The 26,446-nt window shown below is 70.9% G+C and carries 20 protein-coding genes and 1 pseudogene; 11 read left to right on the forward strand and 10 right to left on the reverse strand.

Features of this window, described 5'->3' with window-relative positions:
- Positions 1 to 311: 311 nt before the first annotated feature.
- Both ACFXAE_RS25785 and ACFXAE_RS25790 read right to left on the reverse strand, forming a co-directional pair.
- Positions 312 to 1,349: a GDP-mannose 4,6-dehydratase gene (locus ACFXAE_RS25785; RefSeq protein WP_384718929.1), complete on the reverse strand. Its 1,038-nt coding sequence runs from the start codon at positions 1,347 to 1,349 to the stop codon at positions 312 to 314.
- A 287-nt stretch (positions 1,350 to 1,636) separates the two neighbouring features.
- Complete coding sequence (locus tag ACFXAE_RS25790) at positions 1,637 to 2,482, reverse strand: GntR family transcriptional regulator (protein WP_384718931.1); 846 nt, start codon at positions 2,480 to 2,482, stop codon at positions 1,637 to 1,639.
- A 359-nt stretch (positions 2,483 to 2,841) separates the two neighbouring features.
- Here ACFXAE_RS25790 and ACFXAE_RS25795 point away from each other — a divergent pair, with 359 nt between their 5' ends.
- The 4 genes from ACFXAE_RS25795 to ACFXAE_RS25810 all read left to right on the forward strand — a co-directional run bounded on the left by ACFXAE_RS25795 (position 2,842) and on the right by ACFXAE_RS25810 (position 7,129).
- Positions 2,842 to 4,245, forward strand: a complete 1,404-nt coding sequence (locus ACFXAE_RS25795) for a cellulose binding domain-containing protein (RefSeq protein ID WP_384718933.1) — start codon at positions 2,842 to 2,844, stop codon at positions 4,243 to 4,245.
- A 271-nt stretch (positions 4,246 to 4,516) separates the two neighbouring features.
- Entirely contained in the window at positions 4,517 to 4,939 is a 423-nt protein-coding gene (locus ACFXAE_RS25800; RefSeq protein WP_384718935.1) for a DUF6003 family protein, read from the forward strand.
- Positions 4,940 to 5,021: 82 nt separating this feature from the next.
- Positions 5,022 to 5,774, forward strand: coding sequence for an IclR family transcriptional regulator (locus ACFXAE_RS25805; RefSeq protein WP_384718937.1), 753 nt, complete (start codon positions 5,022 to 5,024; stop codon positions 5,772 to 5,774).
- Between the two features lie 101 nt (positions 5,775 to 5,875).
- Positions 5,876 to 7,129 (forward strand): PP2C family protein-serine/threonine phosphatase, encoded by a 1,254-nt coding sequence (locus ACFXAE_RS25810; RefSeq protein ID WP_384718939.1) that lies wholly within the window; start codon positions 5,876 to 5,878, stop codon positions 7,127 to 7,129.
- 10 nt (positions 7,130 to 7,139) lie between these two features.
- On the opposite strand, the gene ACFXAE_RS25815 is transcribed toward ACFXAE_RS25810, so the two are convergent.
- Genes ACFXAE_RS25815 through ACFXAE_RS25830 form a run of 4 tightly spaced genes read right to left on the reverse strand, consistent with a single transcriptional unit; the run spans position 7,140 to position 11,609 of the window.
- On the reverse strand, positions 7,140 to 8,519 hold the full coding sequence (locus tag ACFXAE_RS25815) for a GH1 family beta-glucosidase (RefSeq protein WP_384718941.1): 1,380 nt from the start codon (positions 8,517 to 8,519) through the stop codon (positions 7,140 to 7,142).
- 32 nt (positions 8,520 to 8,551) lie between these two features.
- Positions 8,552 to 9,379 carry a carbohydrate ABC transporter permease gene (locus tag ACFXAE_RS25820; protein WP_384718943.1) on the reverse strand — a complete coding sequence of 276 codons (828 nt, stop codon included), beginning with the start codon at positions 9,377 to 9,379 and terminating at the stop codon, positions 8,552 to 8,554.
- A 5-nt stretch (positions 9,380 to 9,384) separates the two neighbouring features.
- Complete coding sequence (locus ACFXAE_RS25825; RefSeq protein WP_384718945.1) at positions 9,385 to 10,338, reverse strand: carbohydrate ABC transporter permease; 954 nt, start codon at positions 10,336 to 10,338, stop codon at positions 9,385 to 9,387.
- Positions 10,339 to 10,349: 11 nt separating this feature from the next.
- A complete protein-coding gene (locus ACFXAE_RS25830) occupies positions 10,350 to 11,609 on the reverse strand; it encodes an ABC transporter substrate-binding protein (protein WP_384718947.1) in 1,260 nt (419 codons plus the stop codon).
- A gap of 294 nt (positions 11,610 to 11,903) precedes the next feature.
- Between ACFXAE_RS25830 and yicI the strand changes: the two genes are divergently transcribed.
- Positions 11,904 to 14,174, forward strand: a complete 2,271-nt coding sequence (gene yicI / locus ACFXAE_RS25835) for an alpha-xylosidase (RefSeq protein ID WP_384718949.1) — start codon at positions 11,904 to 11,906, stop codon at positions 14,172 to 14,174.
- A 5-nt stretch (positions 14,175 to 14,179) separates the two neighbouring features.
- On the opposite strand, the gene ppk2 is transcribed toward yicI, so the two are convergent.
- Complete coding sequence (ppk2, locus tag ACFXAE_RS25840) at positions 14,180 to 15,178, reverse strand: polyphosphate kinase 2 (protein WP_384718951.1); 999 nt, start codon at positions 15,176 to 15,178, stop codon at positions 14,180 to 14,182.
- 185 nt (positions 15,179 to 15,363) lie between these two features.
- Here ppk2 and ACFXAE_RS25845 point away from each other — a divergent pair, with 185 nt between their 5' ends.
- Complete coding sequence (locus tag ACFXAE_RS25845) at positions 15,364 to 16,158, forward strand: SDR family NAD(P)-dependent oxidoreductase (RefSeq protein ID WP_384718953.1); 795 nt, start codon at positions 15,364 to 15,366, stop codon at positions 16,156 to 16,158.
- Between the two features lie 13 nt (positions 16,159 to 16,171).
- Here the strand turns inward: ACFXAE_RS25845 and ACFXAE_RS25850 are convergent, their stop codons facing one another.
- From ACFXAE_RS25850 to ACFXAE_RS25860, 3 genes and pseudogenes are all read right to left on the reverse strand, one after another.
- The gene (locus ACFXAE_RS25850; RefSeq protein ID WP_384718955.1) at positions 16,172 to 16,936 is read right to left on the reverse strand and encodes a sulfite exporter TauE/SafE family protein; all 765 of its coding nucleotides are present in this window, start codon (positions 16,934 to 16,936) and stop codon (positions 16,172 to 16,174) included.
- A 169-nt stretch (positions 16,937 to 17,105) separates the two neighbouring features.
- Positions 17,106 to 17,312 (reverse strand): annotated as a pseudogene (locus tag ACFXAE_RS25855) (SAM-dependent methyltransferase); the annotation flags it as partial.
- Positions 17,313 to 17,405: 93 nt separating this feature from the next.
- A complete protein-coding gene (locus ACFXAE_RS25860) occupies positions 17,406 to 18,521 on the reverse strand; it encodes a LacI family DNA-binding transcriptional regulator (protein WP_384718957.1) in 1,116 nt (371 codons plus the stop codon).
- A gap of 233 nt (positions 18,522 to 18,754) precedes the next feature.
- Between ACFXAE_RS25860 and ACFXAE_RS25865 the strand changes: the two genes are divergently transcribed.
- The 5 genes from ACFXAE_RS25865 (at position 18,755) to ACFXAE_RS25885 (ending at position 26,332) form a co-directional block, all read left to right on the forward strand.
- A complete protein-coding gene (locus ACFXAE_RS25865) occupies positions 18,755 to 19,681 on the forward strand; it encodes a carbohydrate ABC transporter permease (protein WP_384718959.1) in 927 nt (308 codons plus the stop codon).
- 4 nt (positions 19,682 to 19,685) lie between these two features.
- Complete coding sequence (locus tag ACFXAE_RS25870; protein ID WP_384718961.1) at positions 19,686 to 20,633, forward strand: carbohydrate ABC transporter permease; 948 nt, start codon at positions 19,686 to 19,688, stop codon at positions 20,631 to 20,633.
- 80 nt (positions 20,634 to 20,713) lie between these two features.
- Positions 20,714 to 22,051, forward strand: coding sequence for an ABC transporter substrate-binding protein (locus ACFXAE_RS25875; RefSeq protein WP_384718963.1), 1,338 nt, complete (start codon positions 20,714 to 20,716; stop codon positions 22,049 to 22,051).
- 74 nt (positions 22,052 to 22,125) lie between these two features.
- Positions 22,126 to 24,168, forward strand: a complete 2,043-nt coding sequence (locus tag ACFXAE_RS25880; RefSeq protein WP_384718965.1) for a beta-galactosidase — start codon at positions 22,126 to 22,128, stop codon at positions 24,166 to 24,168.
- A gap of 121 nt (positions 24,169 to 24,289) precedes the next feature.
- Positions 24,290 to 26,332 (forward strand): RICIN domain-containing protein, encoded by a 2,043-nt coding sequence (locus tag ACFXAE_RS25885; RefSeq protein ID WP_384718967.1) that lies wholly within the window; start codon positions 24,290 to 24,292, stop codon positions 26,330 to 26,332.
- Positions 26,333 to 26,446 lie beyond the last annotated feature (114 nt).

The following is a 26,446-nucleotide window of genomic DNA, read 5'->3' on the forward strand; positions in this document are numbered from 1 at the left end:
CCGCTGCGCGGTCAGCTCACCCGGGATGCTGCGCAACCCGGGTGACGCTCCGTCCGCTGCGCTACCGGAGCGGTGGGGGGGGGGCCGCGCCACCCGGGGGGGGCGGTCGGGGGGGCGGGGCCCCCCGGGCCGGGGGCGCACCCCCGGCACGACGCCGGACGGGGACCGCCGCGGCAACTCCTCCGGAGCACGCGCGCAGCGCGCGTGCCGTGCACACAGTTCCGCAGACCATGGGCCCAGTCTCGGGCGGTACGGCTGCGGAAATCCCTAGTGTGTGAGGCCGGAGCGGACGGCCCGGCGGCCCGAGGGGCCTACCAGGTGCCGGCGGCCGCCACCAGCCGGCTGTAGTCGCGCTCGCGCGAGGCCTGTCGCAGGTCGGACTCGACCATCATGCGCATCAGCTGCTCGAAGTCGACCTCGGGCTCCCAGCCCAGTTCCTTGCGGGCGTTGGTCGAGTCGGCGCAGAGCGTCTCGACCTCGGCGGGCCGCACCAGTCCGGGGTCGACCACGACGTGGTCGCGCCAGTCCAGGCCCACGTGCTCGAAGGCGATGCGTGCGGCGTCGCGCACCGTGTGCATCGATCCGGTGCCCACGACGTAGTCGCCGGGCTCCTCCTGCTGGAGCATCAGGTGCATGGCGCGCACGTAGTCGCCGGCGAAGCCCCAGTCCCGCTCGGCGTCCAGGTTGCCGAGGCTGACCTTGTCCATCAGGCCCAGCTTGATCTGGGCGACGGCCAGGGTGATCTTCCGGGTCACGAACTCGGCGCCACGGCGCGGGGACTCGTGGTTGAAGAGGATCCCGGAGACGCCGTACATGCCGAACGACTCGCGGTAGTTGCGGGTGATGTAGTGACCGAAGGTCTTGGCCACGCCGTACGGGCTGCGCGGGTGGAAGCGGGTGGTCTCGCTCTGCGGGCTCTCGGCGACCTGGCCGAACATCTCCGAGGAGGACGCCTGGTAGAAGCGGATCTGGCCCCGGGAGCCGCCGCCGGAGGACTTGCTGAGTCCGCTGACCATGCGGATGGCCTCGAGCATGCGCAGCACGCCGGTGCCGTTGACCTCGGTGACCAGTTCGGGCTGCTGCCAGGACATGGGGACGAAGGAGATGGCCCCCAGGTTGTAGACCTCGTCGGGCTGGACCAGGTCGACCGCCGAGACCAGGCTGCCCTGGTCCATCAGGTCGCCGTCCACGAAGGACAGGCCGGGGATCATCTCGGCGATCCGGTCCTTTCGCGGGTTGGCCTGCCCACGGCAGAGCCCCCACACCCGGTACCCCTGGCTCAGCAGGTGTTCCGCCAGGTACGAGCCGTCCTGTCCGGTGATTCCGGTGATCAGTGCGCGCTTGGACATCTTCTCTCTTTCCACCGCCACGGAGAGGACCGGTCGGCGGGAGTCCGCACCGCGCCCGCGGTGCGGAAGCGGCGGCATCCGATGCGAGACGCACACTCTCCGGCGCACCGACCGGAGGGCCGGTCCATCCGCCTACCGAGACGCACGGCCTGCGCTGACTCACGAGCCGTCCTCGTAGCAGCCATGCAAGCACCGAAACGGCTAAGGAATTTCCGAGTCTTCGGGAGACGGGCGGACACCGGGCGTGCCGTTCCCGCCGCGGGGTCGCCGACGGGGCCAGCGCCGGCTCACCGGTCGCTCTGCACCACGCCACGCGTGGAGAAGGTGACCGGCCCGCCGGACAGGAAGTCCCCGGGAGGGATGCCGGGGTGGTGTCCCCCGGGTGGCGGCGCGGGAACGGCACGGGGGCCGAGAGCGAGCCGCGAGACGATGCGGTACCGGTCCCCCCGGTAGAGCGAGTGGACGTACTCGACCGGGCGGTCACCGGTGTCGGTGGTGAGGCGCTCGAACAGCAGGGCGGGCGACAACTCGGGCACCTCGAGCAGGTCCGCCTCCGCGCGGGTCACCACGGTGGGCTCGATGGACTGCACCGCCTCACCGACCCGCACACCGTGGCGGTCGCGGAAGTGCTCGTACAGATCGCCCTGTTCCAGTTCCTCCCTGGTCAGCTCCGGCACGAGGTCCGCCGGGACGTGCAGGTACTCGATGGCCATGGGGGAGCCGTCGACCAGCCGGAGGCGGGCCACGTACCGGATCCGCGCCGCCGGTGACATGCGCAGCCTGCGGCCCACCCGGGCGCCGGCCGGCAGGGTGCGGAGCTCCAGGACCCGGCTGGTCCACACACCGCCGGCCCGCGGCACGGCGAAGGAGCCCCGCCCGGGGACCAGTTCCTGGGTGATTTTCTCGGCGGCGACGAACATGCCGCGGCCGTGCTCGCGCACCAGCAGCCCCGCGAGCACGAGTTCGTCCACGGCGGCGCGCAACGTGGGACGGGACACGCCGAGTCGGGCGCACAGGCTGCGTTCCGAGGGAATGGCATCGCCGGGGCGCCGGGCCTCGATGAGCTCGAGGATCGCGTCGCGGACCCGCTCGCGCTTGAGCACGGCGCCCGATGCGGCGGAATCGATCTCCATATGGGGGACCCTCGTTCGTCGTCGGACCGGCGGGCCGTCATGGCACTGGTACGGCTTCGACCATAACTGGTCCACCGACCGGGGAAGCCCGTTCAGGAGCGCCAAGTCTCCGGTCCGCCAGGAGGGTTGACGGTCACATTGGTCTATGCCACCTTCATTCGACATCGACTGGTAAAGCCTCGGGGCCCGACTGGTCAATCCCGAGGACCGTGCGTGTACCGCCGCTCGCCGTCCGTCCGGGACCGCGCGTGTCCCGCGACGGACCGGGCCGCCCCTCGGGCTCCATGGCGTGCGGCAGCACCCGCACACGCCGCACAGACGATCCACCGTGCGCCACCCCCACAGCGAAAGGAACAGGGATGAGCACTCGTCCCACCGGCCGCCGCACCCGAGCGGCACTCGCACTGACCGCCCTGCTCGGCGGCGCCGCCCTGACCGGTCCCCCCGCCACCGCCGCCGCCGCGGACGGCACCCTCACGGTCCAGTACCGCACCAGCTCCGGCGGGGCCACCGCCGACCAGAGCGAGCCCTGGTTCAAGGTCCGCAACACCGGCTCCACCACCGTGCAGTTGAGCCAGGTGAAGGTCCGCTACTACTTCAAGGCCGACACCCCGAACGCCACGTACCGCTTCGCCTGTTCCTGGGCGGTCAGGGGTTGTTCCGCCATCACCGGCACCGTCGGCACCCTCGCCCACCCCACCGCGACGGCCGACCGCTACCTGGAGATCGGGTTCACCGCGTCCGCCGGATCACTGGCCCCCGGCGCCGACACCGGGGACATGCAGCTCCGCTTCCACCGGTCCGACTGGCAGACGCTGCGGCAGAACGACGACTACTCCTTCAACGGCGCCCAGACCTCGTACGCCGACTGGAACAAGGTCACCGCCCGGCTCGCCGGCGCCACCGTGTGGGGCACGGCCCCCGAGGGCGACGACCCGACCGACCCGCCGGGCGGCGGCCAGACCCTGTTCGACGACTTCGCCTACACCTCGCACACCGATCCCGCGATCTCCGCGCACGGCTGGAACGTGCGGTCCAACTCCGGCGGTCCCGGTGTGCCCGGCGCGACCTGGGACCCGTCCAAGGTCACCTTCAGCGCCCCGGGCGGCACCTCGGTGATGAACCTGGAGACCTCCACCGCCGGTACCGGCGCCTCCACCGTCCACACCGAAGTCCTCACCAGGAGCATGAAGTTCAGGAACGGCACCTACGCCGCCCGGGTGCGGTTCTCCGACGTCCCGAAGTACGGTCCCGACGGCGACCGCGTCGTCCAGACCTTCTTCACCATCAACGACCTCAAGGCCCCGATGGCCGACGACTACGCCGAGTACGACTTCGAGTACCTGCCCAACGGGGGCTGGGGCGAGCCGTCCAACATCCTCTACACGACTTCCTGGGAGACCTACAACCCGGACCCCTGGCAGGCCGTGAACCAGCACAGCGAGAGCCGGCGCAGCTTCGCCGGCTGGCACGACCTGGTGGTGACCATCGACGACAGCGCCATCACCTACTACGTCGACGGGCAGCACTTCGGCACCCACGACGCGGCGTACCTGCCGGAGCGCCCGATGTCGATCAACTTCAACCAGTGGCTGATCGACCTCGACGGCCAGACGTCGACCGCGCCCCGTGCCTACGACCAGCAGGTCGACTACGTGCTGCACGTCAAGGACCAGGTGCTCACCCCGGCCCAGGTGTCCGCGAGGATCGACGCCTATCGCGGCGCCGGCACGTCCTTCGTGGACGAGGTCCCCGCTCCCTGAGCCCTCGCGCGGCGGCGTGATCCCCGCCCGCCCCGCCAACCCGCCGGCCGGGTCCGCTCCGTGCGGACCCGGCCGCATTCCGGTGGGGCGCCCGTCCGTTCCCCCGCGTTCACGTGACCTTCCGAGGGCTTCCGCCGACGAGCCACGGGGCCGGACCGCGGTCGCGGGACGGCGGTCACCCCATCGTGGGCAGTGCGCGGTGAGAGTGCCTTCACGGGGTAGAGGAGCTGCGATCAGTGACCGCTTTCCCGTGAGGAAGGGACATCCGGACATGACCGACGACGCCTACCTGGTCCTGCTCGACGACGCGGACGGACCGCTCGGCGTCCCCCTGGCCGCCGTGGGGGAACTCGCCTGCCTGGACACGCCGGCGGTGCGGGCCTGGCTCGACGCGCAGGGGGTCACCGTCACCTCCCCCCGGTTGCGCCTCCTCCCGCCCGAGGAGACGGGGGCCATCCCGGAAGGCGCCGAACGCCTTCCCGTTCCGCTCGGCGCCGAGGAGCTGAGCCGCCTGCGCGGTGAACTCGCTCCCCCGGACCAGGCGCGGGTGGAGGAGGAGCTGCTGGCCTACCGGTCCTGCACGAACGGACGGGACGGACTGCTGACGCGGGCGCTGGCCGCCGGGGTGCCGGCCCACCGGGTCGCGGAACTGACCGGTGAGGATCTCACGACAGTGAAGGCGGCGGCCCACTGAGCGACGCGGCGTCCGGCCGCGGCGGGAAGCGGTGAGCGACGCCGGTCTTGCCTGCGGCGGGCGGCCGGCGCAGGCTGGTCCCATGGGTGCGGGCCCGACGCTCATCACCTCCGTGCAGCGTGCCTTCCGGCTGCTGGAGGCGGCGAGCGCCCACCGGAACGGCGCGCCGGCGAAACAGCTGGCACGTGAGACCGGGCTGCCCCTGGGCACGGCCTACCACCTGCTGCGCACGCTGGTGCACGACGGGTATCTGCGCAAGCTGGACGACGGCGGATTCGTCCTGGGCGACCGGTTCCAGACCCTGCACACGGAGGGCAGCGGCCAGGCGCTGCTCAGCCGGGTCCGGCCGGCGCTCGCCGCGCTGCGGGACGAGCTGTCCACCGCCGCCTATCTCACCTTCTACGAGGACGGCGAGATCCGCGTCGCCGAGATCGTCGACAGCCCCCGCACCCCGCGGGCCGAGCTGTGGGTGGGGTTCGAGGACGCCGGGCACGCCACCGCGCTGGGCAAGTCGGTGCTTCGGGAGCTCGACGACGAGGCCCGCCGGGAGTACCTCTCCCGGCACCCCCTCAACGACCTCACCCCGCGGACGATCACCACGGCTCCGGAGCTGATCCGCCGGCTCGAGACCAGCGATCTGGCGCCGGCCGTCACCGACTTGGAGGAGTACTCCCTGGGCACCGTCTGTGTCGCGGTGCCGGTCTACAGCGGGCACACCCTGGGCTCGCTCGGCGTGTCCATGCGCAAGGACCGGCTGCACCGGCTCGACGAGGTCCGCAAGCGCCTCCTGCCCGCGGCCGGGCGGGTGACGCGGGGTCTCTCGCTCACTATCTGAAAACCGGACCCTTGTGACGTTCACGACGATCACCTTTCCTGATTGAGCAGACATTTCGGGACACGCGCACGCCGCGCAAAGGTGAGGACAGCGGACGACACATGAGTCACGCCCGTCAGCATGGACGCGACCACTGGCCGATACGACAGCACAAGCGGGGGGCCTGCCCCACCTTGCCGCCCCGGGCGCGGGCCGTCGCGCACTGGGCGGCCGGTACGCCCGCGCTGCCCGTACTGATCGTCTTCCTTATCGTGCTCGTCGACCTCGCCGGAGGAACGGGCAGGGTCTGGCTGCCGCTGCTCGCCGCCGGCCCGGCGCTGGCGGCGGCCATCAGCCGTCCGGCCGGGGTCCTCGGGGTCGGTCTCCTGGCTTCCCTCCTCGGCGCGGCGATCGGCGTCCGGCACGGCATGCCTGCCTCGGAGCTGACCGCCGTACTCGCCGCGCTGGTGACCGTCGCCCTGGCCGGCACGCTCGCCAGCGCCCTGCGCGGACGCCGGGAGCGGGTGCTCGCCGCCGTCCGTTCCGTCGCGGAGACCGCGCAGCACGCCCTGCTCAAGCCGGTCCCGGAGACCGTCGGCCCGTTCCAGGCGGCGGTCCACTACAGCGCCGCCGCGGCGGAGGCCCGGATCGGCGGTGACCTCTACGCCCTCATCCCCACTCCGTACGGGGTCCGGATGATCGTCGGCGATGTGCGCGGCAAGGGACTGCCGGCCGTGGGAACGGCCGCCCTGGTGCTCGGTGTCTTCCGTGAGGCCGCCTACGACGAGCCTGATCTGCTGGACGTGGTCTGCCGGATCGAACGGAGCCTGGCCCGCAACCTCGGCCACGACGACTTCGTCACCGCCGTGGTCGCCGGCTACCCGGAGCCGGGGCGGCTGGAGGTGGTCAACTGCGGACACGCTCCCCCGCTGCTGGTCCGCGGCACCGAGGTGGTGCCGGTGGACCCCGACCGCCCGGCGCCGCCCCTGGGGCTGCGTGCCCTGTCGGGCGAGTCCCCCGGCCTCCAGGTGGTGTCCTTCACCGAGGGGGACCAGCTGCTGTTCTACACCGACGGGGTCACGGAGGCCCGCGACGCCGACCGTGAGTTCTACCCGCTGGCCGAGGGCCTGGCCCGGCACCTGTGCGACGAGCCGGCCCGCACGCTCGCCGCACTGCACCAGGAACTGCTGGACCACGTGGGCGGCCGGCTGCACGACGACGCGGCCCTGCTCCTGCTGCGCAAGCCCGTCGCCGCGGCCGGAGCGGCGGACGCGGGCGGCCTCGCGCTCACCGGCTCCCCCGCCGTCCTGCCGCTCGCGGTGCGGCCGGAACCGGTCGTCGACGGCGCCTTCGACGACCGTGAGGGCGCCGTCTAGAGCCGGTCCGTCAGGGCCGCTGGGCGGCGATCATGCGCCGGTACCAGTGGTAGCTGTCCTTCGGGGTGCGCTGCTGCGTGTCGTAGTCGACCCGGACGATGCCGAAGCGCTTGTCGTAGCCGAAGGCCCACTCGAAGTTGTCGAGCAGCGACCACACGTAGTAGCCGCGCACGTCCACACCCGCGTCGATCGCGGCCCGCAGCGCGGTGAGGTGGTCGCGCAGGTACGCCACCCGGTCGGTGTCGTGCACGGCGCCGTCCGCGCTCGCCTCGTCGTCCTCGGCGGAGCCGTTCTCGGTGATGTGCACCGGCGGCAGGGCGTCGCCGTACTGCTCCTTCAGGTCCACCAGGAGGTCGGTGAAGGTGTCCGGGGCGACCGGCCAGCCCATCGCGGTGTGCCGGACGCCGGGCAGCGCCGTCTCGGCGTAGCGGTTGTCGGTCGCCACGCGCAGGGCGGGGTCGTCCTCGCGGTACGGGGCGTCGGCGACGACGATCGGGCGGTAGTAGTTGACGCCGAGGAAGTCCAGCGGCTGCGAGATCAGCTCCAGGTCGCCGTCGCGGCGGAAGTCCTGTGCGGTGATCAGCTCGCCCCAGGTGTCCTCCTCGGTGTCCGGGTAGCGCCCGGCGAGGATCGGCTCCGTCCACACCAGGTTGTGCAGGGTGTCGGCGCGTACGACGGCCTCCCGGTCGGCGGCGGAGTCCGTGGCGGGCAGGTGGTGGTCGAGGTTGAGGGTGATGCCCACCTCGCGGACCCCGGCGGACCGCAGCGCCTGGACGGCCAGTCCGTGGCCGACCAGCAGGTGGTGGGCGGCGGCCAGGGCGCCCCGGCCCTCGCGGGCGCCCGGGGCGTGGCGACCGACGGAGTAGCCGAGGAAGGCGCTGCACCACGGCTCGTTGAGGGTGATCCAGCGGGGCACCCGGTCGCCCAGGCGCTCGGCGACGACGGCCGCGTACTCGGCGAACCGCTCGGCGGTCTCCCGCACCCGCCAGCCGCCCCGGTCCTCGAGCGCCTGGGGGAGGTCCCAGTGGTAGAGGGTGGCGGCGGGCTCGATGCCGGCGGCGAGGAGCTCGTCGACCAGCCGGGAGTAGAAGTCCAGGCCCTTGGGGTTCACCGGGCCGGTGCCGTCGGGCACGATGCGCGGCCAGGCGATCGAGAAGCGGTACGAGCCGACGCCGAGGTCGCGCAGCAGGGCCACGTCCTCGGGATAGCGGTGGTAGTGGTCGCAGGCGACGTCACCGGTGTCGCCGTTCGCGACCAGGCCGGGGGTGTGGCTGTAGGTGTCCCAGATCGACGGGCCTCGGCCGTCCTCGTACGCCGCGCCCTCGATCTGGTACGAGGCGGTCGCGGCGCCGAAGACGAAGCCGGGCGGGAAACGGGGGAAGTCGCTCATGCGGTGCGAGTCCATCTCGGTGCGTGCGGTGATCACTTGACGGAGCCCCCGGTGATGCCGGCGGCGATGTACTTCTGGGCGAGGACGAGCAGGATCGCGGCCGGGACGGCGGAGAGCACGGACGCGGCCATGACCGCGCCCCAGTCGCCGACGTGGGCGCCGATGTACTGGTAGATGCCGAGCGTGATCGGCTTGACGTCGTCGGTGGTGTTCAGGGTCAGCGCGAACATGAAGTCGCTCCACGAGAACAGGAACGCGAACAGGCCGGAGGTGATCAGCGAGTTGCGGCTCATCGGGAGCACCACCCGCAGGAAGACCCGCACCGGGCCGGCCCCGTCGATCTCGGCGGCCTCGATGACCTCGCCCGGGATGGACACCATGAAGGAGCGCATGAGGACGATGGAGAACGGGATGCCGAGCGAGGCGTCCGCGAGCATCAGGCCGAAGTAGGAGTTCACCAGGCCCAGGTCGACGTACGAGTTGTAGAGGGCGTTGGCGATGACGATGCCCGGCACCATCTGGGTGATCAGGGTGCCGAAGACGATGGTGCGCGAGCCGCGCAGGCCGAACCGGGCCAGTCCGTAGGCCGCCGGGGCGGAGATCGCCAGGCAGATGGCGACGGCGCCGAAGGAGACCAGCAGCGAGGTCAGCAGATGTCCGCCCTGGTCGCCGATGGCCTTGGAGAATCCGGAGAGGTCCAGGCTCCCGGGCACCGGGTCGACCTGGAGCAGGCCCGACTCCGGCTGGAGCGCGGTGTTGAGCATCCAGTACAGCGGGAACAGCATCACGCCCAGGACGAGCACACCGGCGACGGTGGAGCCCCAGCGGCGCCGGGACGCGGCGGGAGTGTGAGCGGCCATGTCGGTCACTTCCCCTCGGTGCGGTTGGCCCGCAGGTAGAACACCGCGAACACTGCGGAGATGAGAATGAGGACGTTGCCGACGACCGCGCCGGCGCCGAAGTCCAGTTCCACGAAGGAGTTCTGGTAGGTGAGCGTGCCCAGGGTCTGGGTGGCGTCGGCGGGTCCGCCGTCGGTGAGGGCGAGGATCAGGTCGAGGATCTTGACCGTCGACATGAAGCCGAGCACCAGGACGACCGTGATCACCGGCTTGAGCATCGGCAGGGTGATGGAGCGGAAGGTCCGCCAGGCCGAGGCGCCGTCCAGGGCGGACGCCTCGTACAGCTCCTTCGGTATCTCCTGGAGGCCGCCGTACAGGATGACCATGTTGAACGGGATGCCGATCCAGATGTTGACCAGGATCACCGAGAGCAGTGCCATGTCGGGGCTGGTCAGCCACGGGGTCTGACCACCCAGGCCCAGGGTGTCCAGGAACGTGTTCAGCACGCCGGTGTCCTGGTCGAGGATGCGGCGCCAGACGATGCCGGACACCACCATGGGCACCAGCCAGGGCAGCAGGATCAGCGACCGCAGGACGCCGTTCAGGGGGAACCTGCGGTTGAAGAAGACGGCGAGGGCCAGGCCGATGCAGAACTGGCCGAGCAGGGAGCCCGCGGTGAAGACGAGGGTGTGCCACAGGGCCTTGCCGAACAGGACGTCCTGGAAGACGGACGACCAGTTGTCGGTGCCGTTGAAGGGGGCCTCGCCGGTGAAGAACGTCTTCGGTGTGTAGTGCTGGAAGCTCATCACGATGTTGCGGACGAGCGGGTAGCCGAAGAACAGCAGCATGAAGACGACGGCGGGGGCGACGAAGCCCCACTGGGCGAGTCTGCGGCGCAGGCGCTGCCGGGCCGGGTCCGGCGCGGTGCCCTTCCCGGAGGTCTGCGCGGACACCGGAGTGGTGACGGTGGACGTGGTCATGGGCGCGTACCTCAGTTCCCGCTCGTGGCGCGCTGCTGGGCGCGCTGCAGGGCGGTTTCGCTGGACTGGCCGGTCAGGGCGGACTGGAAGGCGCTCTGCAGGGCGAGCGACACGCCCGACCAGCCGGCACCCAGCTTGGCGGTGCGGGAGCGGGCGGCGGCGACCTGGTCGGCCAGCGCGTCCAGCTCGGGCACCTGCTCGCGCCACTTCGCGGCGGCCTTCTCGTTGGCCGGGACCATCCAGCTGTTGCGGGCGTAGGTGAGCTGTTCCTTCTCGCTCGCCAGACAGGCGACGATCCGGCCGGCCGTCCTCTCGCGCTCCGCGTCACCGGTGCGGGGCACGGTGAGCACCGCGCCGCCGAGCGGTCCCACCGAGTCGGCGCCCGCCTCGGGGACGGGGATCTGCGCGATCTCCCAGTGCAGCGACTTCTTGGTGTTGAGGGTCTCGACCTGCCACGGGCCGTTGATCATCATCGCGGCGTTCCCGGCCATGAACTGGTCGTTCACATCGGCCTGCGTCCAGTTGACCGTGGACTTGGACAGCGACCCGTCCTGGAGCAGCGCCTTCCAGTAGTCGAGCGCCCCGACGACCTGAGGGCTGTCGAGATCCGTCTCGTCACCACCGTTGGACCACATGAACGGCGTGAACTGGAAGACGCCGTCCTCGGCTCCGCCCGCGCTGAGCGCCAGACCGTACCGGTTGCCCTCGGTGAGCCTCTTCGCCGCCTGGCGCAGCTCGTCCCAGGTGGTGGGCACCTTCACGCCCGCCTCGTCCAGGATGTCCTTGTTGTAGAAGAGCGCGAGGGTGTTCACGGAGCGGGCCGCTCCGTAGTACGTCCCCTCGTAGGAGCCGAAATCGACGATGCCCTCGGGGATGTCGTCGGTGGCGAGGCCCAGGGTGCGCAGGTCGACGAGGCCGCCGGCGTCGGCGAAGGTCGGCATCTCGGAGGCGTCGAACTGCACGATGTCCGGCAGCGACTTCGACGAGGCCATGCGCAGGGCCTTCGTCATCACCTGCGAGGCGGGGACGCTCTGCTGCTCGACGGTGACGCCCAGCCGCTCGCCGCAGCGGGCCATCGCCTCGGCGTCCCAGCGGTGGTAGGTCTCGTCGGTCGAGGAGTTCATCACGGTGTACACGTCGCTGTCGCGCTGCTGTGCGCAGCCGGTCAGCGCCGCTCCGGCGATGAGGACGGAGACGGCGGTGAGCGACGTGACGGCTCCGCGCGAACGTCCGCGCGCGCGGTGTGCGGCAACCGGAGGATGTGCTGTCACGGTGGGTGCCCTTGCGTGGGGACCGGCTCAACCTGCGCTGAGCTGGTGACTCTTTCAGGAGGCTGGTGAAGCGCTTCGACTGACAGCGGCTCTCGCCGAGGTGTTGCCTGGCGCTTCACCGGGTGTAATTTGTTTTGCCTGATTACTAATACGCCAGCGGAAGCCGGTCGCGCTAGACCCCCAGCGATACGATCTGCTTGCGCCAAGGCGTGACAGGTTCTGCGTCTCCTGTCATAGTTCCTGGTCAGGGGCTTTCTCCCGGGCCTCTGCCGACCTCCCCCTCCGAGGAAGACCATGAAATTCACTGACGGCTTCTGGCGCATCCGTGACGGTGTCCAGATCTCGTACGCCACCGAAGTGCGCGATGTGCGCCCGGAATCGAAGCGCTTCACCGGCTACGCCGCCGTGAAGAAAGTGACACGCAGGGGCGACACCCTCAACGCGCCGCTGATCACGGTCGAGTGCTTCTCCCCCGCCGAAGGCGTGATCGGCGTCCGGGTCACCCACCACGCGGGCAAGCGCCGGCCGGGCCCCGACTTCGCCCTCACCGGGGACGCGGACGGCGCGGGGACGGTACGTCAAGACGGCACCGTCACCGAGCTGACCAGCGGTCCCCTGTCGCTGCGCCTGGACGGGACCGGTCCCTTCGCGCTCACCTTCCACGACGCGGACGGACGCGAACTGACCCGCGCCGGCGCCAAGAGCACCGCCTTCGCCACCACCGGCGAGGGAGCGCACCACGTGCTGAGCCGGCTGTCCCTCGGCGTCGGCGAGCAGGTCTACGGCCTGGGCGAGCGCTTCACCCCGTTCGTCAAGAACGGCCAGACCGTCGACGTCTGGCAGGCCGACGGCGGCACGAGCAGCGAGCAGGCCTACAAGAACGTCCCGTTCTACCTCTCCTCCCGCGGCTACGGCGTCTTCGTCAACCACCCCGGCGCCGTCTCCTTCGAGGTCGGCTCCGAGTCCGTCGGGCAGGTCCAGTTCAGCGTCGAGGACCAGGCGCTGGAGTACTACGTCGTCGCAGGACCCACCCCGAAGGACGTCCTCGGCCGCTACACGGCCCTCACCGGACGCCCGGCCCTGCCGCCGGCCTGGTCGTTCGGCCTGTGGCTCAGCACCTCCTTCACCACGTCCTACGACGAGGCGACGGTGACCTCGTTCGTCGACGGCATGGCCGAGCGCGGCATCCCGCTGTCGGTGTTCCACTTCGACTGCTTCTGGATGCGCGAGTACCAGTGGTGCGACTTCCAGTGGGACCCGGACGTCTTCCCCGACCCGGAGGGCATGCTGGCCCGGCTCAAGGAGAAGGGCCTGCGGATCAGCGCCTGGATCAACCCGTACATCGCCCAGAAGTCCCCGCTCTTCGACGAGGCCGCGGCCCTCGGACACCTGGTGCGCCGCACGGACGGCGACGTGTGGCAGTGGGACCTGTGGCAGGCCGGCATGGGCCTGGTCGACTTCACCAGTCCCGACGCGCGCGCCTGGTTCCAGTCGAAGCTCAAGCCGCTGCTCGACCAGGGGGTGGACAGCTTCAAGACGGACTTCGGCGAGCGCATCCCCACCGATGTCGTCTGGCACGACGGCTCCGACCCCGAGCGGATGCACAACTACTACACGCACCTGTACAACCGGACGGTGTTCGAACTCCTGGAGAAGGAGCGCGGGCAGGGCGAGGCGGTGGTCTTCGCCCGGTCCGCGACCGCAGGCGGCCAGCAGTACCCGGTGCACTGGGGCGGCGACTGCTGGTCGTCCTTCGAGGCGATGGCCGAGTCCCTGCGCGGCGGTCTGTCCCTGTCGCTGAGCGGGTTCGGCTTCTGGAGCCACGACATCGGCGGCTTCGAGGGCACGCCCGTCCCCGAGGTCTTCAAGCGCTGGCTCGCCTTCGGCCTGCTCTCCTCGCACAGCCGGCTGCACGGCTCCACGTCGTACCGGGTGCCGTGGGAGTTCGGCGACGAGGCGGTCGACGTCGCCCGGCGGTTCACCCTGCTCAAGCACCGCCTGATGCCGTACCTGTACGGCGCCGCCGCCGAGACCCACCGCACGGGCGTGCCGATGATGCGGCCCATGGTGCTGGAGTTCCCGCAGGACCCGGCGTGCCGCCCGCTCGACCGCCAGTACATGCTCGGCCCCGACCTGCTGGTCGCGCCGGTGTTCAGCGAGGACGGCGAGGTGGAGGTCTATCTGCCCGGGGGCACCTGGACGCATCTGCTGAGCGGCGAGCGGGTCACCGGCCCGTGCTGGCGCACCGAACGGCACGGCTACGACAGCCTTCCGCTCTACGTCCGCGAGGGCGCCGTACTGCCGCTGGCCGGCGACGACTCCCGGCCCGACGGCGACTGGCTGGACGCTCCGGTCCTGCTCGTGCACCCCTCGGCCGCGCCCGGCTACGCGGCCGAGGTCACCGTGCCGGACACGGCGGGGCTGCCGGCCGCGACGTTCCGGGTCCGGCGGGACGGCGACGTCCTGCGGGTCACCGCGTCCGGGACCGACCGGCCGTTCACGGTGCGCGTGGCCGGTGGGGCCGAGGCGCGGGGCGCTGGTGAGGTGACGCTGCCACTGGGGTGACCGGGTCACGTGTCCGGGTGAACGCCCGGGCCGTCCCCGGGACCCGCGAGGGGGGTCGGTGAGAGGGCCGCGGGTTCCTCACCGGCCTCCAGCAGGGTGTCCGCCGCGCCCACGATCAGCGGGTCCGGCTTGCCCAGGGCCTCGTGGTCCTTCGCCGGATAGTCGCAGCGGTCGAGGAGGCTGCGCATCGCCTCCAGCCGGCCCCGCCGCTTGTCGTTGTTCTTCACGACCGTCCACGGCGCGTGGGGCGTGTCCGTCGCCCGGAACATCTCGATCTTGGCCTCGGTGTAGTCGTCCCAGCGGTCGAGCGAGGCGAGGTCCATCGGCGACAGCTTCCAGCGGCGCACCGGATCGACCTGGCGGATCGCGAACCGGGTCCGCTGCTCGGCCCGGGACACCGAGAACCAGAACTTCACCAGCACGATGCCGTCGTCGGTGAGCAGCCGCTCGAACAGGGGCGCCTGCTCCAGGAACTGGTGGTACTCGGTGTCCGAGCAGAATCCCATGACCCGCTCGACGCCCGCGCGGTTGTACCAGGAGCGGTCGAAGAAGACGATCTCGCCGCGGGCCGGCAGGTGGGCCACGTAGCGCTGGAAGTACCACTGCCCCGACTCCCGCTCGGTCGGCTTCTCCAGGGCGACCACGCGGGCGCCGCGGGGGTTGAGGCGTTCGATGAACCGCTGGATGGTGCCGCCCTTGCCGGCCGCGTCCCGTCCCTCGCAGAGCACCACGATGCGCTGGCCGGTGTCCTTGACCCACCGCTGCATCTTCAGCAGTTCGATCTGCAGGATGCGCTTGGTCCTCTCGTACTCCGCCCGGCGGATCCTGCGGTCGTAGGGGTGGTTCTCCCGCCAGGTCTCGATCGGGGTGCCGTCGGCGTCGAGCAGCACGGGCCGCTCCGGACGCCGGTCGTCCACCTCCAGTCCGTGGAGCAGGTCGTCGCCGTTCGCATCGGCCCCGGTCTTCGTCCGGCCGTCCGGCGTGTCCGTGTGTTCGGCCGTCACGTCGTCTCCCGCCTCTTCACGAGTGCACTACAAGAAGGGTATGCCCACCGGGCGGTTTGTGGTGATTCGGTCGCTGGTCCAGGGAAGGAGCAGGACCAGTCGGAGCGCGTGCGCGGGCAGCGCCCTCCGTCCGTGTTCGGGCATCGCATGCAGGCACTGGTACCCAGGCGAAGGGAATGCACGACGTGCGGATCGATCTCAAGGGCCGTACGGCACTGGTCACCGGCTCCGCCCGGGGCATCGGTGCGGCGATCGCCGCCGGGCCGGCGCGGGCGGGCGCCCGGGTCGCGGTCAACGGGCGCTCCACCGAGCGCGTGCAGGACAGCGTCTGCGCCCTGGAGCGGGAGGTGCCCGGCGCCGACGTGGTGCCGGTCGCGGCGGACGTGACCACCGAGGCGGGCGCCGAGCAGGTCGCCCAGGCCCTGCCGCGGATGGACATCCTCGTCAACAACCTCGGCGTCTTCGGTTCCGCGGACCCACTGAGGATCACCGCCGACGAGTGGCGGCGTTACTTCGAGGTGAACGTCCTGGCCGCCGTGCGGCTGACCCGGCTCTTCCTGCCGGGCATGGCCGAGTGCGGCTGGGGGCGCGTCCAGTACATCGCCGGCGACTCGGCGATCGTCACTCCCGCCGAGATGATCCACTATGGGATGTCCAAGACGGCGCTGCTCGCCGTGGGCCGCGGGTTCGCCAAGCAGGCCGCGGGCACGGGGGTCACGGTGAACTCGGTCATCGCGGGGCCGACCCACACGGGCGGGATGAAGGACTTCGTCCACGGGCCGGTGGACCGTGGGCTCCCGTGGGACGAGGCGCAGCGCGCCTTCATGCGCGAGCACCGGCCGCAGTCGCTGCTGCAACGGCTGATCGAACCGGAGGAGATCGCCTGCATGATCGTCTGCCTCAGCTCGGAGCATGCCTCCGCGACGACGGGTGGGGCGCTGCGCGTCGACGGCGGCTACGTGGACGCGATCCTGCCCTGAGAGCGGGCGGTGGTCAGCGGAGCAGCAACTGGACGAGGGCGAGGGTGCCGATCGTGACGATGAGGGCGCGCAGCACGGCGGGGCTGAATTTGCGGCCGGTCCTCGCTCCGAGCTGGCCGCCCAGGGCGGATCCGGCCGCGATGAGCGCGACGGCCGTCCAGTCGAAGTCGGCGACGAAGAGGAAGAAGGCCGCGGCGACCGTGTTGACGATCGCGGCGAGTACGTTCTTGACGGCGTTGAGGCGTTGCAGTGGCTCGTCGATGAGCAGGCCCATCAGGGATATGTAGATGATGCCCTGCGCCGCGGAGAAGTAGCCGCCGTAGACGCTGGCCAGGGTCAGGCCGGCGGACAGCGGCCATCCGCCGTCGCGGTGGGAGGAGTGTCCCTTCGCCCGGCGGTCGCGCACCTTCTTGCCGATCAGGGGCTGGAACGCGACGAGGAGGAGGGCGAGCCCCACCAGGGTCGGCACGATGGTCTCGAACGCCTCGGCGGGCAGGGCCAGCAGGAGTGTCGCGCCGCAGAGTCCGCCCAGCGCGGCGCCGACGCCGAGCCTCCGCACGCGCCGGCCCTGGCCGGCGAGTTCCCTGCGGTATCCGATGGCGCCGCTGACGGAGCCGGGGATCAGTCCGAGCGCGTTGGAGACCGTGGCGGTGACGGGGGACAGCCCGGTGGCGAGCAGCACGGGGAAGGTGATCAGCGTTCCCGAGCCGACGACCGCGTTCATGGCGCCGGCGCCGACGCCCGCCGCGAAGACGCCGACCATCTCCAGCGGCGTCACGCCGTGGCTCCGGTCGCGTCGTCACCCGGAGGTGCCTGGTGCCGGCCTTGGTCCGAGGAAACGTTCATGTGAGGACGCTAGCCTGTGGGCCCTTCGGTGATCACCGAAGGGCCAGGAGAGCCGGGCCACACCCGCGTAGATGCCGCTGTCCTCGAAAGAGGGCGCCGGGGTCGATGCCCCGGCCCGCGAGCCAGGCCGCCGCCCGGTTCATGAACCGGCGGTTCCGCCGGGCGGCGTCGCGTGCCTCGGGCGGCAGTTCCTCCCTCACGGCCTCGTCGACCGGGTAGTTGTCCTCGCCGCCCGGCAACCAGTCGTGGACCCGCGCCGGATGCGCCCTGCCGGTGTCGATCCGCGGAGGGTTGGAGGGTGTGCCCATCGGCGAAGTCCGTCCCGGGGAGTGGTTCGAACGCGCCTGACGATCATCGAGTCTCGCACACCGACTCGCGGACGGCAGGCAGGAGTTCGACCGTCAGGCGGGTCCCGGCGGCGGTGCCGTGCTGGCGCGCACCACCAGCCGGGTCGGCACGAGCGTGGTGCCCCGCTCGGGGCCGTCCTGGCGCACCTTGCTCAGCACCGCCTGCACACAGAGCCGCCCCACCTCGGCGAAGTCCTGGTGGAGGGTGGTCAGCGGGGGCAGGAAGGAGGACGCCTCGGGGATGTCGTCGAAGCCGACGACGCTGACGTCCTCCGGTACGCGCCGGCCGCGTTCGTGCAGGGCGCGCAACAGGCCCAGCGCCATCTGGTCGTTGGCGGCGAAGACGGCCGTGCACTCCTCCCGGGCGGCGAGTTCGAGGCCGGCCCGGTAACCGGAGTCCGCCGACCAGTCGCCCCGGACGAGGGGCGGAGGCACCCGGCCGGCCTCGGTGAGGGCGGCGCGCCAGGCGTCCGTACGGCGCTGGGCGGCGAACGAGTCCTCGGGGCCGCCGAGATGCCACACCGTGCGGTGGCCGAGGCCGAGCAGATGCTCGACGGCGGCGCGGGTGCCGCCCGCCTGGTCGGTGTCGACGACCGTGTAATGGTCGCCGGCGTCGGAGTCGACCACCACGACGACCTGGACGTGCGGGGGGAGTTGGATCATCGCCGCGTCCAGGAGGTGGACCTCCATGATGACGATGACGGCGTCGACGGCGAGTTCCTCGAGCCGGGAGAACGCCCCGCGCACCTCGTCCTGCGTCGGCACGGCGACCGGCAGCAGCGTCACGGCGTAGCCCTCGCGCGCGGCGGAGGTGGCGATCGCCTCCAGGGTGCGGACGTTGCCGGTGGTGGACAGGGTGAAGATGATGACGCCGATGGTGCGGAACTCGCCGCGCTTGAGGGCGCGGGCCGCGCTGTTGGGCCGGTAGCCGAGTTCCTTCATCGCGGCCAGCACCTGCCGGCGCGTCTCCTCGTTCACACCGGCGTAGCCGTTGGAGACACGGGAGACGGTCTGGGAGGAGACGCCCGCCAGGCGGGCCACGTCGGCCATGGAGGCCGTGGTCCGGGTGCCGCCCCGGGTGCGCCGCGCGCCGCCGCCGGCCGCGGCGGCCTCGATGACCTCGGTGGCGGGGCCGACTGCGTTCGCCGGCGTTCTCTCGGCCGTGTCCACTCGCCGTCAGCCGCCTTCCTGTCACTGCTCGCGTCACCGTTTGCCAAGAGGACCCTTGACCGTCCTCAGGAGGGCAGTGTAAACATTCCGCCATCCGATGTTTACGTAAACATAACAGCTCGGCGGCGCTTCGCGGTGACCGATGTTTACGCAAACATCATGTGCAGGGGCATGTCGTCCGGCTCACACGCCGGGCGGCCGCCGGTCCCGAACGGTGACGAGCGAGGAACGACATGACGACGCTGCAACCGCCGGTGGACGCCGAGCCGAGGCCGGCGCCTCCTCCGGCGAGACGGGACCGCCGCTCCTGGACGGGGTGGGGCTTCATCGGTCCCTTCGTGGCCGTGTTCGCCCTGGTCTTCCTGGCGCCGATCGTGTACTCGATCTACTTGAGCCTCTTCCGCGACCAGCTCATCGGCGGAACCGTCTTCGTCGGTTTCGACAACTACGAACAGGCGCTCCAGGACGACCGGTTCTGGGCGGCCCTCGGCCGGGTCTCGCTCTTCCTGTGCATCCAGGTGCCGATCATGCTCGGCATCGCGCTGCTGGTGGCGCTGGCCCTGGACAGCGGCCGGCTCTACGGCAAGAGCTTCTTCCGCATCACGATCTTCCTGCCGTACGCGGTGCCCGCCGTGGTCGCCACCCTCATGTGGGGCTTCATGTACGGCACGAAGTACGGCCTGGTCGGCGACATCAACGGGGCGTTCGACGTCTCGCTGCCCGACCCGCTCTCCCCCGACCTGGTGCTGGCGTCCATCGGCAACATCGTCACCTGGGAGTTCGTCGGCTACAACATGCTGATCTTCTACTCGGCGCTGCGCGTCATCCCGAACTCCCTGTACGAGGCGGCGGAGATCGACGGCGCCGGGCAGATCCGGGTGATCACCGCGATCAAGCTGCCCGCGATCCGGGGCGCCCTGGTCATCGCGACGATCTTCTCCATCATCGGCAGCTTCCAGCTGTTCAACGAGCCGAACATCCTGCGTCCGCTCGCCCGCAACGCCCTCACCACCGACTACACGCCGAACTTCTACACGTACTCGCTGTCCTTCAACGGCCAGCAGCACAACTACTCCGCGACGGTGGCCATCATCATGGGCCTGATCACGATGGTGATCGCCTACGTCGTGCAGCTGCGCGGCATGCGCAAGGGAGCGTGACCCGATGAGCAGCCCTCTCACCACCGCCTCCCCGGCCGGACCCGCCGAGGCCTCCGGTCCCGGCCGGACCGCGCCACGGCTGCGCGCGACCCGCAGGCACTCCGCCGACAAGCCCCGGCGCAGCGTGCTGCTGACCGTGCTGACCTCCCTGATCGTCGTCTACACCGTCGTGCCGCTGGTCTGGCTGGTCATCAACGCCACCAAGACGCAGGCGGGTCTGGCCGACTCCTCCGGGATGTGGTTCGCCGACGACTTCGCGCTGTGGGACAACATCCGCGACACGTTCACCTACCACGACGGCGTGTTCACGCGCTGGCTGCTGAACACCCTGCTGTACGTGGTGCTGGGCGCCGGCGGGGCCACCCTCCTGGCGGTCCTCGGCGGTTACGCGCTGGCGAAGTTCGACTTCCCCGGCAAGCGCGGCGTCTTCGCCACGGTCATCGGCGCGGTGGCAGTGCCCGGCACGGCCCTCGCGGTGCCCACCTTCCTGATGTTCAGCAAGATGGGTCTGACCGACACCCCGTGGGCGGTGATCATCCCCTCGCTGGTCTCGCCGTTCGGCCTGTACCTGATGTGGGTGTTCGCCACCGAGGCCATCCCCACCGAACTGCTCGAGGCCGCCCGCATCGACGGGGCCGGCGAGGCGCGCACCTTCTTCACCGTCGCCCTCCCGCTGCTCGCCCCCGGCATCGTGACCGTGCTGCTGTTCACCACGGTCGCCACCTGGAACAACTACTTCCTGCCGCTGATCATGCTCAAGGACTCGGACTGGTACCCGCTGACGCTCGGTCTGAGCGCGTGGAACTCCCAGGCCGAGACCGTCGGCGGCGAGGTCATCTTCAACCTGGTGATCACCGGTTCGCTGATCACCATCCTGCCGCTCATCGCCGCGTTCCTGCTGCTCCAGAAGTACTGGCAGTCGGGCCTCGCCGCGGGCAGCGTCAAGGAGTGACCGCGCGGCTCCCCGGCCGCCCCCAGCCCCACACCGCACCACCACCCTCACCCCGCCCACGAAGAAGTGGAAACACCCTCATGCGCAGAAACACCGGCCGCCTGCTGCGCGGCATCGCCCTCCTGTCCGCCGTGGCCCTGGGCGCCACCGCCTGCGGCGGCTCCGGCGACGACTCCACCGACGAGGCGGTCTCCGCCTCGGACGTCCAGGCGGCCCTGAAGAAGGGCGGCACGGTGACGGTGTGGTCCTGGGAGCCCACCCTGAAGACGGTCGCCGCCGACTTCGAGAAGAAGTACCCGAAGGTCAAGATCAACCTCGTCGGCGAGCGGTCGGGCGACAAGCACTACACCGCGCTGTCGAACGCGATCTCGGCCGAGAAGGGCGTCCCGGACGTCGCGCAGATCGAGTACTTCGCGGTGAACCAGTACGCCCTCGGCAAGGGCCTCACCGACCTGGCCCCCTTCGGCGCCGACAAGCTGGCCTCCAAGTACACGCCCGGCCCGTGGAACGCCGTGAGCGAGGACAAGGCGGTCTACGGCCTGCCGATGGACTCCGGCCCGATGGCGATGTTCTACAACAAGAAGGTCTTCGACAAGCACAAGATCGCCGTCCCGGCCACCTGGGACGAGTACGTCGACGCCGCGCGCAAGCTGCACAAGGCCGACCCCGAGGTCTACATCGCCAACGACGCCGGCGACGCCGGCTTCACCACCAGCCTGCTGTGGCAGGCCGGTTCGCGTCCCTACAAGGTCGACGGCACCGACGTGAAGATCGACTTCAGTGACGCGAAGGCCAAGAAGTACACGGACACCTGGCAGAAGCTCATCGACGAGAAGCTCCTCGCCCCGGTCAACAGCTGGACCGACGAGTGGTACAAGGGCCTGGGCGACGGCAGCATCGCCACCCTGACCACCGGTGCCTGGATGCCCGCCAACTTCGTCAGCGGCGTGCCGAACGCGGCCGGCGACTGGCGCGCGGCCCCGATGCCGGCCTGGACGAAGGGCGACAAGGCCAGCGCGGAGAACGGCGGCAGCTCGCTGACCCTGCCCTCGCTCGGCAAGAACAAGGAACTCGCCTACGCCTTCGTGGAGTACGCGAACTCCGGTGACGGCGTCGGCACCCGCGTCGAGCAGGGCGCCTTCCCGGCCACCAAGGCGGAACTGCAGTCCGCCGACTTCCAGAGCACCAAGTTCGACTACCTCGGTGGCCAGGAGGCGAACAAGATCTTCGCCGAGTCCGCCGCGAACGTCGCCAGCGACTGGTCGTACCTGCCGTTCCAGCAGTACGCCCACTCGATCTTCAACGACACGGTCGGCAAGGCCTACGTCTCGGGCACCACGCTCGCGGACGGCCTGAAGGCCTGGCAGGACGCCTCGGTGAAGTACGCCGAGGAGCAGGGCTTCACCGTCGAGAAGTAGGACGGCACCAGACGCAGGGCGGCGCGGGCGGACTCCGCGCCGCCCCCCGTGCACCACACCCCGGAAGGACCGCCATGATCTCCACCCTCCTGTCCCGCACCGGCGGGGCGGACGGTGACCCCGCTCCCCGTCTCGTCTACGGCGCCGACTACAACCCCGAGCAGTGGCCCCGCACCGTGTGGGAGGAGGACGTCCGGCTGATGCGGGAGGCCGGCGTGAACCTCGTGTCCGTGGGGATCTTCTCCTGGGCCCGGCTGCAACCGGCCGAGGACACCTGGGACTTCGCCTGGCTCGACGAGGTGATGGACCTGCTGCACCAGGGCGGTATCGGCGTCGACCTCGCCACCGCCACCGCCTCCCCGCCGCCCTGGCTCACCACGGCCCACCCGGAGATCCTCCCGGTCACGGCCACCGGCGAGACCCTCTGGCCGGGCGCTCGCCAGCACTGGCGGCCCACCTCGCCCGTCTTCCGCCGGCACGCGCTGCGCCTGGTCCGGGAGCTGGCGGCCCGCTACGCCGGTCATCCGGCGCTCGTCGCCTGGCACGTCAACAACGAGCTGGGCTGCCACAACGTCTACGACTACTCCGACGACGCGGCCCGTGCCTTCCGTGACTGGCTGCGCGCCCGCTACGTCACGGTGGAGGCGCTCAACAGCGCCTGGGGCACGGCGTTCTGGTCGCAGCGGTACACCGACTGGGAGCAGATCCTGCCGCCGCGGCTGGCCGCCTCCCACCCCAACCCCACCCAGCAGCTGGACTTCAAGCGGTTCTCCTCGGACGCCCTCAAGGACCACCTGCGCGCCGAGCGGAAGATCCTGCGGGAGCTCACCCCGGACATCCCCGTCACCACCAACTTCATGGTGATGGGCAACACCAAGGGGATGAACTACCCCGACTGGGCCGACGAGATCGACTTCGTCTCCAACGACCACTACGTCCACCCCGGCCCGCAGGACCGCGACGAGCTGTCCTTCTCCGCCAACCTCACCAGCGGCATCTCCGGCGGGCGGCCCTGGTTCCTGATGGAGCACTCCACCAGCGCCGTCAACTGGCAGCCCGTCAACGTGGCCAAGCGCCCCGGCGACCTGGCCCGCGACTCGCTGCTGCACGTCGCCCACGGCGCCGACGCGGTCTGCTTCTTCCAGTGGCGGCAGTCGGCGGCGGGCGCCGAGAAGTACCACTCGGCGATGGTCCCGCACGCCGGTGCGGACAGCGAACTGTTCCGCGCGGTGGCAGAACTGGGCGCCACCCTGAAGACGCTCGCCCCGCTCGCCGGGACCGAGCGGGAGCCCGCCCGGGTCGGCATCCTCTACGACTGGGAGTCGTGGTGGGCGAGCGAGCAGGACTCCCACCCCACCTCCCTGCTCGACTACCGGCAGGAGGCGCTCGACTGGTACTCGGCACTCCTCGCCCTCGGGATCCGCGCCGACCTCGTCACCACCCGGGCCGACCTGCACCGCCACCAGGTGCTGATCGCCCCCGTGCTGCACCTGGTCCCGGCCGACCTGGCGAAGACCCTCACCCGGTACGCCGAACAGGGCGGCCACCTGATCACCACGTACTTCTCCGGTGTCGTCGACGAGCACGACCACGTCTGGCTCGGCGGCTATCCCGGCGCCCTGCGGGACCTGCTCGGCATCCGCATCGAGGAGTTCGGCCCGCTGCTCGCCGGCGACAGCGTGGAGCTCGACGACGGCACGACCGGTGCCCTGTGGACCGACCGGATCACCGTGACCGGTGCCGGGACCGAGGTCCTGGCCCGCTACCGCACCGGCGAGCAGTCGGGCAGGCCCGCCGTCACCCGGCGGCCGACGGGCGGGGGTTCCGCCGCGTACGTCTCCACCCGGCTCGGTGTCGAGGGGCTCACCTCGCTGCTGCCGCGGCTGCTGGGGCCGGCCGGCGTGGAGAGCGAACTGCCCGCCGAGGTGCGGGGGCTGATCGAGCCGGTCGTACGCCGGGGCGCCGAGGACCGGTTCCTGTTCCTGGTGAACCGGACCGACGACGCCGTCGCGGTGCGCGGCCTCGACGGGGAGGTGCTCCTCGGCACCACCGGCGCCGACGGCGTCCTCACGCTCGGGCCCCGCGCGGTCGCCGTACTGCGGCAGCCGGCCGCCTGACACCCCACAGCTCCCCGGAACGGCACGCACCCGTTCCGGGGGCCGTCCCCTCCCGCCGGCCGCCGGCGCGACGGGAGGTTCCACCGAAGCGCGACCACACCTCACTGTTGGGAGCACACCGATGGCACGCCGCACCCGCAACAGACGGCTCCTCACGGCCGCCGGGCTCACCGCCGCCCTGGTCACCGGGGCCGCCCTGGTCCCCGGGCCGACGTCCGCCGCCGCCCAGGCCGCGGACCTCCCCTCCGTCACCGTCCGGCCCGACCCCTCCTACCAGCAGGAGGAGTTCGAGGGCTGGGGCACCAGCCTGGTCTGGTTCGCCAACGCCACCGGCGACTACCCGCCTCAGATCCGCGAGAAGCTCGCGCGGCTCCTGTTCGGCGACGACGGCCTCGCCCTGAACATCGCCCGGTACAACGTCGGCGGCGGCAACGCCCCCGACGTGAAGGACTACCTGCGGGCCGGCGGAGCGGTCGAGGGCTGGTGGAAGGCGCCCGCGGGCACCACCCGCGAGGACACCGGCTGGTGGGACGCCGAGGACCCCGCCGACTGGAACGAGAACGCCGACGCCACCCAGCGGTGGTGGGTGGACCGCATCAAGAAGGACATCACCCACTGGGAGACCTTCAGCAACTCCCCGCCCTGGTTCATGACCGTCAGCGGTTACGTGTCCGGCGGGTTCGACGCAGGCGCCGACCAGCTGAAGACCGAGTCGGTCGACGACTTCGCCGCCTACCTGGCGGGCGCCACCGAGCGGCTGGAGAAGGCGCACGGCATCACGGTCGACACCGTCGACCCCTTCAACGAGCCCAACACCGACTACTGGAGCACCCGCCTCGGCGCGGACGGCGAACCCGTCGGCGGACGCCAGGAGGGCGCCCACATCGGCCCCGAACTCCAGGAGAAGGTGCTCCACGCCCTCTCCCCCGCGCTGAAGAAGGCGAAGACCAAGGCGGAGATCTCCGCCATGGACGAGACCAACCCGTCCCTCTTCGCGCGGAACTGGAACACCTACTCGCCCGAGGCGCGCGACCTCGTCGACCAGATGAACGTCCACACCTACGGCACCGGCCGGCGCACCACCGTGCGCGACATCGCCAAGGCCGAGGACAAGCCGCTGTGGATGAGCGAGGTCGAGGGCGACTGGGGCGACGGACAGAGCTTCACGGACATGCGTCCCGGTCTCGGCCTCGCCCAGCGCATCGTCGACGACCTGCGCGAGCTGGAGCCGCGCGCCTGGGTGTTCTGGCAGCCCGTCGAGGACCACGACAACATGAAGCCCGGCGGCGAGTCCGCCAAGGGCGGCAACTGGGGCGAGATCCAGCTCCCCTTCGGCTGCACCTCGAAGGACACCCTCGAGACCTGCCCCATATACACGAACACCAAGTTCGACACCGCCCGCAACTTCACCCACTTCATCAAGCCCGGTGACCGGCTGATCAAGGTGGACGACACCTCCAGCGCGGCGGCGGTGACGAAGAACGGCAAGGGCGCCTCGCTCGTCCACGTCAACAGCACCGCCGAGGCGCGCGACGTCACCGTCGACCTGTCCAAGTTCCGCACCATCGGCCGGAACGCGACCGTCACCCCCGTCGTGACCAGTGCCGACGGCAAGCTGGAGCGGCACGGTGCCATCAAGGTCACCGACCGCGCGGCCACCTTCACCGTGCCCGCCCGGTCGGTGACGTCCTTCGTCGTCGAGGGCGTCTCCGGCGTCGCGCAGGACGCCCCGCTGCTGCGCAAGGGACACACGTACACCCTCACCGGCGTGCAGAGCGGCAAAGCGGTCACCGTGGCCGGCGACGGCACGAAGCTCGTCATCGGTACCGGCGACGGCTCCGCCTCCCAGCAGTGGCGGCTGAGCGCGGTACGTCCCGGCGACGGCGTGCGCGAGCGCTACGAGTTCACCAGCCCGGTGGACGGCGAGCGGCTGGCCGTGCGCGACGACGTCCCGGTGACCGAACCGCACACCGGTGAACGGGACCCGGCCGCCGAGTGGATCATGTCCACCACGGGCGACGGCACCTGGACCCTGGTGAACGCGGCCACCGGGCGCCTCCTGGAGGTGGGCGGGCAGGCCACGCACGAGGGCGCCGCGGTCACGACGTGGCAGCCCAACTCCGGTTCCAACCAGCGCTGGACGGTCACGGACGTCACGGACTGACCGGGTCCCGCCGGGCCCGGGGCCCCCCCCCCCCCCGGGGGGGGGGCGGGGCGCGGGCCCCACAACCCCAAGAGGAACAGTCGGATATTAAAAACAACAGCAGGCGCCCAATTT

Origin of the sequence: Streptomyces sp. NPDC059454 (assembly GCF_042749965.1) — a bacterium.
In the GTDB taxonomy this organism is placed as follows: Bacteria; Actinomycetota; Actinomycetes; order Streptomycetales; family Streptomycetaceae; genus Streptomyces.

Bases quoted from the DNA above. Each gene is read 5' to 3' on its own strand.
- ACFXAE_RS25865 (WP_384718959.1), top strand. From the start codon at position 18,755: ATGACGACGCTGCAACCGCCGGTGGACGCCGAGCCGAGGCCGGCGCCT.
- ACFXAE_RS25805 (WP_384718937.1), top strand. From the start codon at position 5,022: ATGGGTGCGGGCCCGACGCTCATCACCTCCGTGCAGCGTGCCTTCCGG.
- ACFXAE_RS25825 (WP_384718945.1), bottom strand. From the start codon at position 10,338: ATGACCACGTCCACCGTCACCACTCCGGTGTCCGCGCAGACCTCCGGG.
- ACFXAE_RS25880 (WP_384718965.1), top strand. From the start codon at position 22,126: ATGATCTCCACCCTCCTGTCCCGCACCGGCGGGGCGGACGGTGACCCC.
- yicI (WP_384718949.1), top strand. From the start codon at position 11,904: ATGAAATTCACTGACGGCTTCTGGCGCATCCGTGACGGTGTCCAGATC.
- ACFXAE_RS25870 (WP_384718961.1), top strand. From the start codon at position 19,686: ATGAGCAGCCCTCTCACCACCGCCTCCCCGGCCGGACCCGCCGAGGCC.
- ACFXAE_RS25875 (WP_384718963.1), top strand. From the start codon at position 20,714: ATGCGCAGAAACACCGGCCGCCTGCTGCGCGGCATCGCCCTCCTGTCC.
- ACFXAE_RS25820 (WP_384718943.1), bottom strand. From the start codon at position 9,379: ATGGCCGCTCACACTCCCGCCGCGTCCCGGCGCCGCTGGGGCTCCACC.
- ACFXAE_RS25810 (WP_384718939.1), top strand. From the start codon at position 5,876: ATGAGTCACGCCCGTCAGCATGGACGCGACCACTGGCCGATACGACAG.
- ACFXAE_RS25790 (WP_384718931.1), bottom strand. From the start codon at position 2,482: ATGGAGATCGATTCCGCCGCATCGGGCGCCGTGCTCAAGCGCGAGCGG.
- ACFXAE_RS25815 (WP_384718941.1), bottom strand. From the start codon at position 8,519: ATGAGCGACTTCCCCCGTTTCCCGCCCGGCTTCGTCTTCGGCGCCGCG.
- ACFXAE_RS25785 (WP_384718929.1), bottom strand. From the start codon at position 1,349: ATGTCCAAGCGCGCACTGATCACCGGAATCACCGGACAGGACGGCTCG.
- ACFXAE_RS25800 (WP_384718935.1), top strand. From the start codon at position 4,517: ATGACCGACGACGCCTACCTGGTCCTGCTCGACGACGCGGACGGACCG.
- ACFXAE_RS25795 (WP_384718933.1), top strand. From the start codon at position 2,842: ATGAGCACTCGTCCCACCGGCCGCCGCACCCGAGCGGCACTCGCACTG.
- ACFXAE_RS25885 (WP_384718967.1), top strand. From the start codon at position 24,290: ATGGCACGCCGCACCCGCAACAGACGGCTCCTCACGGCCGCCGGGCTC.